The organism is Rhodohalobacter sp. 614A (assembly GCF_021462415.1).
GTDB lineage: Bacteria > Bacteroidota > Rhodothermia > Balneolales > Balneolaceae > Rhodohalobacter.
Genome location: NZ_JAKEDS010000001.1, coordinates 702,919 through 714,992 on the forward strand (window position 1 = coordinate 702,919; position 12,074 = coordinate 714,992).

Annotated in this window: 15 protein-coding genes and 1 other RNA gene; 12 read left to right on the plus strand and 4 right to left on the minus strand. The window is 41.2% G+C overall.

Going from position 1 to position 12,074, the window contains the following annotated elements:
• Positions 1–53: 53 nt before the first annotated feature.
• The 4 genes from L0B18_RS02735 to smpB all read left to right on the plus strand — a co-directional run bounded on the left by L0B18_RS02735 (position 54) and on the right by smpB (position 3,651).
• Complete coding sequence (locus L0B18_RS02735) at positions 54–1,283, plus strand: arginine deiminase family protein (protein WP_234567628.1); 1,230 nt, start codon at positions 54–56, stop codon at positions 1,281–1,283.
• Between the two features lie 36 nt (positions 1,284–1,319).
• Positions 1,320–2,528 carry a site-2 protease family protein gene (locus L0B18_RS02740; RefSeq protein WP_234567629.1) on the plus strand — a complete coding sequence of 403 codons (1,209 nt, stop codon included), beginning with the start codon at positions 1,320–1,322 and terminating at the stop codon, positions 2,526–2,528.
• Between the two features lie 92 nt (positions 2,529–2,620).
• Positions 2,621–3,055: a hypothetical protein gene (locus L0B18_RS02745; RefSeq protein ID WP_234567630.1), complete on the plus strand. Its 435-nt coding sequence runs from the start codon at positions 2,621–2,623 to the stop codon at positions 3,053–3,055.
• A gap of 110 nt (positions 3,056–3,165) precedes the next feature.
• Positions 3,166–3,651, plus strand: a complete 486-nt coding sequence (gene smpB / locus L0B18_RS02750; RefSeq protein ID WP_234567632.1) for an SsrA-binding protein SmpB — start codon at positions 3,166–3,168, stop codon at positions 3,649–3,651.
• Positions 3,652–3,718: 67 nt separating this feature from the next.
• On the opposite strand, the gene L0B18_RS02755 is transcribed toward smpB, so the two are convergent.
• From L0B18_RS02755 to L0B18_RS02770, 4 genes are all read right to left on the minus strand, one after another.
• Positions 3,719–4,243 carry a DUF4168 domain-containing protein gene (locus tag L0B18_RS02755; protein WP_234567633.1) on the minus strand — a complete coding sequence of 175 codons (525 nt, stop codon included), beginning with the start codon at positions 4,241–4,243 and terminating at the stop codon, positions 3,719–3,721.
• A gap of 142 nt (positions 4,244–4,385) precedes the next feature.
• Positions 4,386–4,766: RNase P RNA component class A (rnpB, locus tag L0B18_RS02760), an RNA gene on the minus strand.
• A gap of 167 nt (positions 4,767–4,933) precedes the next feature.
• A complete protein-coding gene (locus L0B18_RS02765; protein WP_234567634.1) occupies positions 4,934–5,668 on the minus strand; it encodes a zinc ribbon domain-containing protein in 735 nt (244 codons plus the stop codon).
• A gap of 18 nt (positions 5,669–5,686) precedes the next feature.
• Complete coding sequence (locus L0B18_RS02770) at positions 5,687–6,727, minus strand: Nif3-like dinuclear metal center hexameric protein (protein WP_234567635.1); 1,041 nt, start codon at positions 6,725–6,727, stop codon at positions 5,687–5,689.
• A gap of 354 nt (positions 6,728–7,081) precedes the next feature.
• Here L0B18_RS02770 and L0B18_RS02775 point away from each other — a divergent pair, with 354 nt between their 5' ends.
• The 8 genes from L0B18_RS02775 to L0B18_RS02810 all read left to right on the plus strand — a co-directional run bounded on the left by L0B18_RS02775 (position 7,082) and on the right by L0B18_RS02810 (position 11,914).
• Positions 7,082–7,780 (plus strand): YggS family pyridoxal phosphate-dependent enzyme, encoded by a 699-nt coding sequence (locus tag L0B18_RS02775; protein WP_234567636.1) that lies wholly within the window; start codon positions 7,082–7,084, stop codon positions 7,778–7,780.
• A 170-nt stretch (positions 7,781–7,950) separates the two neighbouring features.
• Entirely contained in the window at positions 7,951–8,262 is a 312-nt protein-coding gene (locus L0B18_RS02780; protein WP_234567637.1) for a phage shock protein B, read from the plus strand.
• A 6-nt stretch (positions 8,263–8,268) separates the two neighbouring features.
• Complete coding sequence (locus tag L0B18_RS02785; protein ID WP_234567639.1) at positions 8,269–8,640, plus strand: hypothetical protein; 372 nt, start codon at positions 8,269–8,271, stop codon at positions 8,638–8,640.
• A 4-nt stretch (positions 8,641–8,644) separates the two neighbouring features.
• Complete coding sequence (locus L0B18_RS02790; RefSeq protein ID WP_234567641.1) at positions 8,645–8,992, plus strand: hypothetical protein; 348 nt, start codon at positions 8,645–8,647, stop codon at positions 8,990–8,992.
• Between the two features lie 12 nt (positions 8,993–9,004).
• The gene (locus L0B18_RS02795) at positions 9,005–9,361 is read left to right on the plus strand and encodes a hypothetical protein (RefSeq protein ID WP_234567643.1); all 357 of its coding nucleotides are present in this window, start codon (positions 9,005–9,007) and stop codon (positions 9,359–9,361) included.
• Between the two features lie 96 nt (positions 9,362–9,457).
• Positions 9,458–10,063 (plus strand): DivIVA domain-containing protein, encoded by a 606-nt coding sequence (locus L0B18_RS02800; protein ID WP_234567645.1) that lies wholly within the window; start codon positions 9,458–9,460, stop codon positions 10,061–10,063.
• A gap of 23 nt (positions 10,064–10,086) precedes the next feature.
• Entirely contained in the window at positions 10,087–10,923 is an 837-nt protein-coding gene (locus L0B18_RS02805; RefSeq protein ID WP_234567648.1) for a purine-nucleoside phosphorylase, read from the plus strand.
• A 211-nt stretch (positions 10,924–11,134) separates the two neighbouring features.
• Positions 11,135–11,914 (plus strand): hypothetical protein, encoded by a 780-nt coding sequence (locus tag L0B18_RS02810; protein ID WP_234567650.1) that lies wholly within the window; start codon positions 11,135–11,137, stop codon positions 11,912–11,914.
• Positions 11,915–12,074: the final 160 nt, after the last annotated feature.

The following is a 12,074-nucleotide window of genomic DNA, read 5'->3' on the forward strand; positions in this document are numbered from 1 at the left end:
AGGTGCTTTAAAAAACGTATCTTTGCATTGCGAATCGCAGAACTATCAGAAAGATGAAAATTAATATTCCATCCGAAACAGCTACCCTCCACGGAGTCATTGTCCACTCGCCCGGTCATGAGGTGTCTTTGGTGAATCCAAGTTTGAAGGAGGAGCTTCTTTTTGACGACATCATTTTTGAAAGCGATGCCCGTTACGAGCATCTTGATATGCTCAAAATTTTCAATGCAGCCATGCCGTCTGACGGAGAAGTATTCGAAATTCTTGATTTGGCTGAAGAGTGTTTTCAATCGGAGGATGTAAAAGCCGAGTTCATTGAATTAATGATCAAAGAACTGCCATTCGAAAACATTCACACCATCGAAAAAGATTTACTCAGCCTGGAACCCAAATCTTTCGTCCGCTTCATTGCTGAAGGATCTCTTGGAGAACGGAATTTTAATTTACATCCCGCACCTAATCTTTTATTTACGCGCGATCTCGCCGCCGTTGTTGGGAATATGATCATTCTTTCAAGAGCAGCAAAAGAAGCCCGGGCACGTGAATTTTTGTTGATGAGGACAATTGTTCGCCACCACCCATTATTTGAAGCCGTAAAGAACAATACCATCACGGTTGGTGGGCATCAAACCATAGAAGGCGGTGATGTATTGGTAGCCGCTGAAAACATTGTATTGATCGGCATGAGCGAGCGAACTTCTTTTAGCGGATTGATGGGCGTTGCCGAGCAGCTTTTACATCACGGAGTGGAACATGTATTGGCTGTAGATATTCCCAAACAACGATCGTCCATGCATCTCGATACCATTTTTACTTTTGCGGATGAAACAGAATGCGTGGTTTTTCCCCCATCTATCGAAGAGAAAGAAAACAATGTTGTTGATCTCTTTTCAGACGGAAACTTTGTGCAGTGCCGCCAGTGTAAATCGCTTGAAGGAACCCTCGAAGAGTTGACCGGAAAAGAATTTAACTTTATTAAATGTGGCGGCGAAAAACGGATTGATCAGTTCCGTGAGCAATGGACCGACGGGGCCAATTTATTTGCGCTTGCTCCAGGGGTTGTCGTTGGATACGGCCGCAACACCAAAACCTTTCAGGCGTTGATAGATCACGGCTATCAGCATATGAATCAATATGAATTTGTTGAAGAATTTGAAAACAGGGATCTTAACCCTGAAAATGACGGAAAGATCGCAATCAGCTTTGAGGGACATGAACTTTGCAGAGGTCGTGGGGGTGCTCGTTGTATGACCCTTCCAATATCAAGAAGCCATCTGTCATGACAGACATTTAATCGAAACGATTTAACCTGAAGTAATTTGCCATTCCCAGAAGTAGAAACCCAGACGCAGGAATTCCCGACATTTAAAAAGAAGCCCAAGAATAAGCCTGATGCGTGGACCATCCTCAAACACGTAGCACTGTTTATTGCTACGTTTGCAAGTGTAACATTCGTAGGAATGTTTTTTTGGGTAGGACAAACCGCCGGGGTTGAATCTTATTGGGAAATGTGGCCAGAGGGAGCGCTCTTTGCAAGCCTGTTACTTGCTTTCCTTGCTACGCATGAATTCGGGCACTATTTTGCAGCCGTTTATCACAATGTAAAGGTCACACTTCCCTATTTTATCCCTATCCCTATTGGAATTGGCACAATGGGGGCTGTTATTAAAATTGAAGAGCAAATCCAGGAGACCAAGAAGTTATTTGATATTGGTATCGCAGGGCCTATTGCGGGTTTTGTTGTTTCATTGATTGTTCTGCTATATGGGTTTGCAACACTTCCCGAACCAAGTTTTATTGAAAATTTTGCCGGGCATGAAGCAGTAATCAGCCATGTTCAGGAAACCGGAACCTATCCCGAAACAGCTCCTGAGATTGAAAATGCACCGGAAGGTTCAACCATCATGCTGGGAAATACACTGCTATATTCTCTGCTTGCCAGTTTTTTTAATGACGTTCCGCCCATGTATGAAATGTATCATTACCCATTTCTATTTGCGGGATGGCTGGGCTTGTTCTTTACGGCGCTAAACTTAACGCCAATAGGTCAGCTTGATGGTGGTCACATTTTGTATTCATTAATCGGATTCAAAAAACACCGGACGGTAGCACGAATCTGTTTTGGCTTCATCGCAACACTTGGCGGTTTAGAGGCCATTCCGTTTTTGTTTATAAACATTAATGGATGGTATCCCGGTTATGGATTTTTATCGGTGCTCTTGTGGGCATTCATCCTTTTATTCCTGTTTCGAAAAGCACTGTTCAAAGATCACGTATGGATTGCGCCGATGTGGGCCGTTTCTCTGATTACCAGTGTTGGGTACCTTTATTTTACCAACGGCTTCGCTCAGGCCGGATCACTGATATGGGTTTTTTGGAGCTTTTTCCTGGTTTATTTTGTTAAGATGGAACATCCACCCGTTCTGTTTGAACGCCCGTTGACTCCCTGGCGGAAACGCTTGGGCTGGATCAGCATGGTGGTATTTGTACTTTGTATCAGCCCAACCCCCATTTATTTTGTGAATTAATAAACCTTGTACTGAAACGTCAGAACCAATCTCCTCAAAGATTTTTTTTTGATTCAACATCAATTTTATAACCAAACCCAAATACTTTCTAAATGAGACTTCTTACAATTTCCACTTTCTTATTTCTTTTTCTCTTGATCTCCTGCGGTGAGTCTGAACCTGAAGTAACGGATGAAAATCTTCCATTGCCGGAAAAAATTGACCAGCTCATCCAACAAAATGAGTATGAGACGGCCCTTTCTTTACTGGAAAATGAAAATCAGGACGACCCAAATATTCAACGGCTTCAGGAAAAAACGCATCTCAACTATGGTCTTCACAGTATGAATACATTCGATCAAACCGAGATGAGAACACGTATGAACCAGGCACTTTTGCAATTTACCGAGGTATTAAAAATCAACCCACAAAATGATGTGGCCCTAACCAATATCAACCAGATTCTTTCGATTTATCAAACCATTCCTGATCGCCAACCGGAGACGGAAGTTCTGGAAGGTTTGCGGGAAGTGGGTATTGAATACTAATTCATTTTCAGATTTAGGGCAAAGACTGACATTCTGAACTTGAATCAGAATCTCCTTACCTTGTTTTACCTGATGAACTTATTCTAACTCTTTTAAACAGCAGATTTACTTTGGCAAAAAAAGGCCAACATACGAACGCGCCGCCAACCATTCAAAACCGAAAGGCTCGCCATGATTATCACATTGATGATACATACGAAGCCGGAATTGTTTTAAAGGGAACGGAGGTAAAGTCAATCCGGGAAGGTAAAGCAAGCCTCAATGAAGCATTTGCCTATCTGAATAATGAAGAGGTATGGTTGAAGAATATGTATATCAAGCCGTACAAATTCGGATCGTACGCCAACCATGATGAGCGCCGTGATCGTAAACTGCTTTTGAAAAAAAAAGAAATCCGTGAAATTGACAAACACATTAATCAAAAGGGGTTTACACTCATTCCGCTGAAACTATACTTTAAGGGAGGCTATGCAAAAGTTTTGGTTGGCCTTGCCCGCGGTAAGAAGCAGTATGATAAGCGGGAAGATATCAAGGAAAAAGATGTACGCCGCGAACTAGACCGAAAAATTAAAGGGAATTACAGCGTAAATCTGTAAACAATAAAAAAGGCCTGATTCTAGCTGAATCAGGCCTTTTTTTATAAAGTTTAATAAGTAAGGTTAATTATCCTTCGCCATCTCCTTCAGGTCCGCCTTCCTGTTCCAAACCAAGTTCAGTTTCCACGCGGGCCATCAACTCAGGGTCTTGTTGCGCACCCATGATAATTTGTTGGTATCGCTGCATGGTAAGACCATTTTCCTCAATTTTAGCACTCATTTGCTGACGCGCTTCCGTCTGGATCTGCATCAACGTTGGCTGAAGAGTCTGAATCTTGGATTTTTCTTCAGCAGTAATATTAACCTGCTGGGCCATCTGTGGATTCTGCATTGCCATCATCATCTGCTGAAAGCGTTCAAAAGTAATGTCCTCTTCTTCGACCGCTGATTTAATTTTCTCTTGAGTTTCAACCTGAATAGGTTCGAGAGCTTCTACTGCATCTCCCAATTGCGTAATTTCTTCATCACTTACATCCTCCGAAGTAGGCAACTCAGGTTGTTGAGGCGGTTGCTGTTGAACCTGAGCAAACAAAGATCCGGCTGCAAAAAGTGTAAATACAAGCGTAACTGCTACGGGTTTAAATAATTTCATTATATAATTTTTGGTCATGTTTATTTGTGTAGTTGGCTAACTACATCGAAGTATTTTTATTATGGTTTAATTCATACAAAGAACCCGTTTTTTTGTTCCAATAACAAAAAAAGGCTGGTCCACCAAAGTGAAACAGCCAATTTTTTAAAGGTTTTCGATAAGCCGAATTCTGTGTCCTTATCCCGTAATTATCGGGGAGGGCGGCAATCATTTATCTGGCCTCAACGTTGCCGTTGAGATCTGTTGCATTCTACCCGGTTGTATAGCGACGAGTGGCGCACAACCTGCGCGAACTTGCACCCTGTAAGGTTTACCATGCCCCCGAATGTCGCCACCGGGGCGGTGAGCTCTTACCTCACCTTTTCACCTTTACCCATCCCGAATAAATCGGAAGGGAAGTTTGTTTTCTGTGGCACTTTCTATCCCATTGCTGAGATCTTCCCGTTAGGAAGTACAGTACTCGTAGGTGTTCGGACTTTCCTTCCTCCCGAAAAATCGGGAAGACGATTGCCTGAAAACCTTCTTTATTAAAGATACACAATCTTTAGACTTGTAGGTAACGGACGGCAGAAATTGAAATATTACCTGTTATTGCGAACGAAATGAATAGAGTGATTGAAGGCGACAATCTTCCCAGCCTTATTGATAAGAAGGAGATTACGTCACCTTAACCGCAATACTGCTTCAGCTTTAAATTTTGAGCTGTTTTTTGGCTTCATCAAAGAACGACGGATCAATTACAATACGGCCGCTGTTTTCATCGATGATAACTTTGTTCTTACGGCGAACTTCCACCTGTGTTTGCGGCGGCAATGCCATTCCCAAAGCTGCACCTTTTTCCATCGCTACGACTGCAATTCCATTCGCAAGTCCGTTGCGAAGCCTGTTATAACTGCGAACATATCTGCTGTCGAGTTCCTCTTCGAGTTCATCGCGTTTATCGAGAAGTTTATCTTCTTCAGCTTTTGTACTCTCGATTACTTCATCGAGATTTTCTTTTTTCTCTCTGTGAAGCTCTTCCGTTTTTTCCAGCTCTTCTTTGTTCTCGGCTAATTCTTCTTCAAGCTCTTCCTGGCGTTTTTCAATTTCCTCTATTCTTGAAGTAGAATTTTCCACGAACTGTTTTTGAGCTTCAATCTCTTTCGTAAGGGCATCGTACTCACGATTGTTACGAACGGTTAATTGCTGCTCTTCATACTTCTTGGTTTTTTCAAGAGAAGATTCAATTTCAAGCTCAAGCTTTTTCTTTTCGGCTGTCAATTCAGCAGCTTCTTCTTCGAGCTGATTGATCTTAGCTTCGTGCCGGTTAATGTTGGTTTCAATATCAAGAACCTCTTCGGGTAAATCTCCCCTTAGCTGCCGGATTTCGTCGATTCGGCTGTCGATATATTGAAGATTTGCGAGTTGTTGGAGTACCTCTTGCATGGGATTGTCTAAGAAGTTTTAGATGTTTTTATTTTCAAATTCAGTGACGTAAATCTCCATTGGGTTGGTTACGTTTTCGGTAGACTCTACTTCTACGTTTTCAAATGCTTCCGCCAGCTCTTTTCGGATGGCTTCAACTACTGGAAATTCACTTTCGTAATGCCCCGCGTCTACGAGTAAAAAATTTGGTTTTTCAATAAAGTAGTCGTGGTATTTAATATCTGCGGTAACGAACGCATCCGCTCCGGCTTTAAGGGCTCTTCTCTTCAGGCTCACACCGGCACCGCCGCAAACCGCTACTTTCTTAATTCGCTCTGCTCTGCCCGAATACCGCAGTGAGGGTACATCTAACGCACGGCAAACAAGATGAAGAAACTCTTTCATTGCAATACCATCATCCGGATAAAACCCGAGAACCCCCATTCCAAAATTGTTAGTGGGCGTGGACATCTCCATCACCTGGAAACTTCCTTTTTTCAACAGGCCTTCTTTTTCCAGAGCGTTTCTTAACTGGGAAACGTAGTGTTCGTCAATAATGGCCTCGAAATTCTTTTGCCCGTCTTTTCTGCCATCCACTTCATAAAAATGAGCTTCTTCAGCTGAGTAATAGTTCAAAAGTTTCAGAACCGCTTCGGTATCATCATAATCAGTCGTTAAAGATATTTTGCGGCTGATATTATAGCTTTTGTCCAGAAACTGGAGATTGTCGAGACCGAGATTATTTGCCAGCACAAAAGAAACTCCGTCCAGGGCAGCATCTAAGTTGGTATGGGCGGTCAGGAGGGCAATATTATTGCGAATCATTTTGTAAATGATTCGTCCTTCCTCATTGGTAGGATTGATACTGGAAATCTTGTTGAAAATGAGTGGATGATGAGAAACAATGAGCTCACAGTTTTTGTCGATGGCTTCATCAACAACAGGCTCAGTTACATCGAGGCAGACTAAGATTTTGGAAACCGGTGCGTTGGGGTCGCCGAGCAGAAGCCCAACATTATCATAACTCATCTTTATACCCGGGGGAGCCCATTGGTGTATAAAGTTTGTTATATGACTCACCTGAGTGTTCAAGTCTGTTCTCCCCCCTTAATTTGTTGATAAGAAGAATCAGCCTTTCGGGATTTGAACCCTGCGGTTGTCCTATGTTTGGATTTTCGCTGGTGTATCATTGTTTTTTCCACAGACTTTAAAAATACGAATCATTTTATTCCATTAAAAACAATTTTTCGTCAATTTAAACTCTCATAATATAAATCTGCAAGAATGAACTTTGCATGCTCTCCTCATTGATTTCAACCATTTTATATTATCGATTTTAAAAGCAAAGCGATAATTTTGAATTCTTTAGAAATACTTTTTGATTTGTTTGTACAACAAGAGCCAACAATAAAACGTGCCAGTTAATTTTACTCCATGAGCGAATCCATACACGAACGATACCAAAACATTAAAACCCGAATAGCCGATGCTTGCAAGAAAGCGGACAGAGATCCCAGCGAAATTATATTGATTGCCGTCAGCAAGTTGAAGCCGGATGAAGATGTCATTGAATTATTGAAAGACGGTCAACTTCATTTTGGAGAAAACCGGGCAAAAGCCCTGGAAGACCGAATGACGGCCATCCCCGATGAATCTATCCAGTGGCACTTTATCGGAAATCTTCAGACCAATAAAATCAAATATATAGCGCACCGGGTAAACTGGATTCAATCGGTTCACAAGAAGAAAGCCCTCAAAGAGATTGAAAAACGTGCCGCACAGGAGAATCGGACGATAAACACCTTAATACAGGTAAATATCAGTGAGGAAGATCAAAAAAGTGGCTGCGCTCCCGAAGATCTTGAAAAAATTCTTCAATACGGCCAGTCTCTAAAACACACCAATGTTTGCGGATTGATGGGAATGGCGACATATACCGACGATCATGAAGTTGTCCGGCCCGAATTTAAACTTCTGAAACAGTTATCGGAAGAACATCAACATTTAAATGACGGAGCGGTAAACCTGCAGCATATTTCCATGGGAATGACCAATGATTTTGATGTAGCCATCGAAGAGGGAGCAACGATTGTTAGAATTGGTACAGCCATATTTGGCGAACGCAACTATTAAACGCGTCAAACGTAATAAATACATCTCTCTGACTTGCTATTTACAGATTTGATCGGTTACATATAATCGTGGGATTTTTATTAATTTATTTTACTGAAAGTAGCAGAGCGGGAATGGTTTTAGGTAACCTTATAACGTTTACTTCCAATTTCATTTAAATAGACCAAATTATGTCTGGCACTTTCATTGCGTTGATTATCCTTACAGCTATTATTGGCGGATACCTGATTGACTACCAAAAAAACAAGCTTAAATGGCAATCAACGAATACCAAACAGAACGAGGAAGTGGATGATCTTCGCAAACTGGTTCAACAGATGAAAAAAAGGATTGAAAACCTGGAAGCTATTGCCGCACAAAATCCGGATGATTTCAGAAATAACAATTCAAATCCGCGGGACTTTATCGAAATTGATGATGAAGAATCCGCCAAAAAAGAAAACCAGCAGAAAGTAGCTGATCACGTAAAAACTAAAGGGTAAGTACGAATGGAATTTATACAATTATTGGAACCTTGGATGATCCCAATTATAATAATGATTTGTGTAACCATTATTGTAGCCGTTTCTGTTATCGGGAATATTATCACCACGTCCATGAAAAGGAAGGATGGGAAGGACCTTTCGGAAAACAAAGAGTTTATAAATGCACTTCGTGAGTTCAAGGAAAATATAGATCAACGGGTTGCCAACCTCGAAGATGTTGTGCATGCCGAAAGAAAACGAAATGCTTCCCTGAAGGCTAATGAGGGAAAGAAAACGAACATGCAAAGTGCAATTGAGCTGGAACTTGATGAGGAAAAAACTCAAGAACAGGATGCCAATGAATCTTCAAAACTCAGAAACATGTTAAACCAATAGCGTTATGAGTCCTGATGAGTTAATTGGTATGTCCATCTTTTTTGGCAGCATTGTAGCCATAATTTTTATTTTTGTGGTGGGTAGCATTATCAAGACATGGCTCAATAAAGGTTCAACCAAAAATCTTTCTGAAAACAAGGAATTTCTGGATGCTCTTCGCGAATTCAAGGAAAATATGGAGAGAAGAATGTCGAACCTGGAAGAGATCGTTTCTGATGAACGATCCGTAACAGCATCTGGCAATCAGGAAAGAAAATCGCAGCGTACAATTGAGTTGGAATTTGAGGACGAACCTCAACCCGAAAAGAAAATTGAAGAGACTGCGAAACTTCGAAATATTTTAAATCAATAATGTAGGCCTATTATGAATGAAGAGGTATTTATTGTTGCCATCGTTTTTGGAAGCATCGTTTCAATCGTATTCCTTGGAATTATTGGAAGCATTATTAAAGCTTGGGTTAAAAAGGGATCGTCTAAAAATCTTTCGGAAAACCAGGAGTTTTTAGCTGCTTTAAGGGAGTTTAAAGAAAAGACCGACCGCAGACTTTCCAACCTGGAAGCTATTATTACAGATGAGAAACCACCTGCCAGGGAAAAATCGAACAAGAAAGAACTTCCTGAAAAAGAGAAAAAAAGCGCCATTGAAATAGAAATTGAAACCGAAAAAAAGAAAGAGAGTTCTAAAGAAAGCGGAAAATTGCGCAATATGTTAAACCAATAACTGTTAATTTTGGGGACCGTTTGTTTTTAAACCCGCACACTATTTTATTACTCCAAAGCGAGTTCATTTTTTTGAATCCTTATAGAAAAATCCCCTATGAAATTAACAGCACTCGAGATCAAGCAGCAGCAGTTTGAGAAATCTCTTCGTGGTTATGACCCCGCCGAAGTTCAATCCTACCTGAACCTTATAGCCAGCGAATGGGAACATATGGTTGGCAAGATCCGTGAACTGGAAACCCAGGTTGATAAGATGAACAACAAGTTGAAACACTATGAACGTGTTGAAGAAGCGCTCCACGAAACTCTTCAAACAGCCAAGAGTTCAGCCGAAGAGAAATTAAGCGGTGCAAAAAAAGAAGCCAGTATTATTCGCGAAAAAGCTGAAATGGAAGCCGAAGCTATTATAAAGGATGCAAACCAGGAGCGTCGTGAAATTCGGCAAAGCATTATTCAACTTATTGATAAACGCGAAGAAATCATCAGAAGCATAAAGTCTTATCTTGAGAATACACGTGAATCGTTAGATCAATTCTCCGATGATGAACGATCTCTTTTTACGGTTCCGGACCAGCCTGAATTCATTTCAAAAAAAGAGTCAAGAAAAAGCCCGGCACAAAAACCGGAAAAGTCTAATCTTCTTAAAGACAGTGACATTCCCGGCGCTGAGAGAATTGACAGCATTATTGATGAACTTGACTGACAAACTAATTTTTTTAAAGAATCATGGCATTTGACTCTGTAGAACAGTTTAGAGAAAAACGAGCTGAAGCTTTGAAATTTATTCAGGCCGAAACTGACCTTCGGCCTAACTATTTATTGATACTGGGCACCGGTTTGGGCCAGCTTGCTGATGAAATGATCGTAGAAAGCGAAATTCCTTATGATCAGATACCGCACTTCCCTGTATCAACAGTTGAAAGCCATGCCGGCAAACTACTTTTCGGCACGCTTGGAGACAAGGAAGTAGTTGCTATGCAGGGGCGCTTTCATTTTTACGAAGGCTACACCATGCAGCAAATCGTTTTTCCCATTCGTGTTTTAAAAGAAAACGGAGCCGATACACTTTTTGTCAGCAACGCCTGTGGCGGCATGAATCCCCAGTACCGAAGAGGGGATATCATGTTAATTTCTGACCACATCAACTTATTGGGTGACAATCCGTTAATTGGCCCAAATGATGATGAACTCGGCCCTCGATTTCCCGATATGAGTGACCCTTATACCGAAAGATTGCGGGAAATCGCCCAAAATGTAGCTCTCGAAGAAAGCATTCCTATGCACCAAGGTGTGTATGTGGCGGTCAGTGGTCCCATGCTGGAAACCAAAGCAGAGTACAGGTTTTTGAGGCTACTTGGAGCAGACGTGGTTGGAATGAGTACCATTCCAGAAGTTATATCTGCCGTGCACATGGGAATGGATGTTTTAGGCATTTCGGCAATTACCGACGAATGTTTCCCGGATGCACTCGAACCTGTAAACATTGAAGATATTTTAGAAGCAGCCGCAATGGCGGAACCCAAAATGACAAAAATCATGATCCGGGTTCTGGAAAAATTGTAATAAATTAGCATTACGCTTAGAGATTCAATGAAGCAGGGCGTGGTAAACCAGAGCCCTAAAACATTGAAAACAGACTGATACTTTGATACGAATAATTACGTAAATTATATTAGGTACTGATATTTTTTTAGAAAAGATTGTATTTTCCTATTGGAATTCAACAATTCTTTTCTTTTAATGCTTTAACCACTTAATCATATAGCGTCACTGCATGAGCTCAGACGGTTTTGATGATGGTTCCGTATGGAACGAATTCCAATGGGAGTCTCACCTGAACGAAATTGAACGACGCAGCGAACAACTGCGCCGCTTTATCACATCCGACCCTAAAGGAAAAACCCCAAGATGGATCACTCTTCTCCAGGAAAGCATGGATGAACTGGATGCTGTTGAAGCATTCATTGAAGAGGAGCTTCTTCTTGATGAGGCCTATTTCCCCGAAGATGAAGATGATTGGGAAGATGATGAAGACGAATTTGAAGATGACGATTTTTTCTTCAAAGATTCTTCATTTCCTTTTTATGACGAAGAAGAAGACGAGGAAGATGATTTTGACTATGGTGAGGAATGGAAGGAATTAAGTGATGATTTTACCCTTTCCGACTACGGATCAATCGAAAATCTGGATATCTACCAGGAAGCCCGCGCCTACGCTGTGGATGTTCTGAAATGGGCTGAGATTGTCCCCCCGCAAATGCAAACCAAACATATTCATGAGTTTATTACGAATGTTTTAAAAATCACGGCCAAGCTTGCCGGCGGTTACTCTTTTGGTTTCGAACAGGATGTACTGGGTGGAAATATCGCTTATACTAAAAAAGCACTTTATAGTGCCAATGCAGCCCTTAGCCATCTACAGCAGATGAGGAGAGAGCCGTTTATTACTTCACTTGTCTATTCAAAATTTCATGGCCGCCTGTTCGAGATGCGCAACGATATCGGAATTTATATCCAGGAGTTGAGAGACCGTTTTCAGCTTGGGCTTGAGTAATTATAAATCTCTTTCATTTCTGAAACCTTTTTCCTGAGAACAGACAGTAACTTTTTTGCCTTTTCAAGGTGTATTCTGTCAGGCAAGACTGCTACTCTGGACCATTTTTTCTAATTTCGTGATTGCCGTTATCATTCAAATAAATATCGGGGAAAATTTT

Bases quoted from the DNA above. Each gene is read 5' to 3' on its own strand.
- L0B18_RS02735 (WP_234567628.1), top strand. From the start codon at position 54: ATGAAAATTAATATTCCATCCGAAACAGCTACCCTCCACGGAGTCATT.
- L0B18_RS02745 (WP_234567630.1), top strand. From the start codon at position 2,621: ATGAGACTTCTTACAATTTCCACTTTCTTATTTCTTTTTCTCTTGATC.
- L0B18_RS02755 (WP_234567633.1), bottom strand. From the start codon at position 4,243: ATGAAATTATTTAAACCCGTAGCAGTTACGCTTGTATTTACACTTTTT.
- L0B18_RS02765 (WP_234567634.1), bottom strand. From the start codon at position 5,668: ATGCAAGAGGTACTCCAACAACTCGCAAATCTTCAATATATCGACAGC.
- L0B18_RS02775 (WP_234567636.1), top strand. From the start codon at position 7,082: ATGAGCGAATCCATACACGAACGATACCAAAACATTAAAACCCGAATA.
- L0B18_RS02780 (WP_234567637.1), top strand. From the start codon at position 7,951: ATGTCTGGCACTTTCATTGCGTTGATTATCCTTACAGCTATTATTGGC.
- L0B18_RS02785 (WP_234567639.1), top strand. From the start codon at position 8,269: ATGGAATTTATACAATTATTGGAACCTTGGATGATCCCAATTATAATA.
- L0B18_RS02790 (WP_234567641.1), top strand. From the start codon at position 8,645: ATGAGTCCTGATGAGTTAATTGGTATGTCCATCTTTTTTGGCAGCATT.
- L0B18_RS02795 (WP_234567643.1), top strand. From the start codon at position 9,005: ATGAATGAAGAGGTATTTATTGTTGCCATCGTTTTTGGAAGCATCGTT.
- L0B18_RS02800 (WP_234567645.1), top strand. From the start codon at position 9,458: ATGAAATTAACAGCACTCGAGATCAAGCAGCAGCAGTTTGAGAAATCT.
- L0B18_RS02805 (WP_234567648.1), top strand. From the start codon at position 10,087: ATGGCATTTGACTCTGTAGAACAGTTTAGAGAAAAACGAGCTGAAGCT.
- L0B18_RS02810 (WP_234567650.1), top strand. From the start codon at position 11,135: ATGAGCTCAGACGGTTTTGATGATGGTTCCGTATGGAACGAATTCCAA.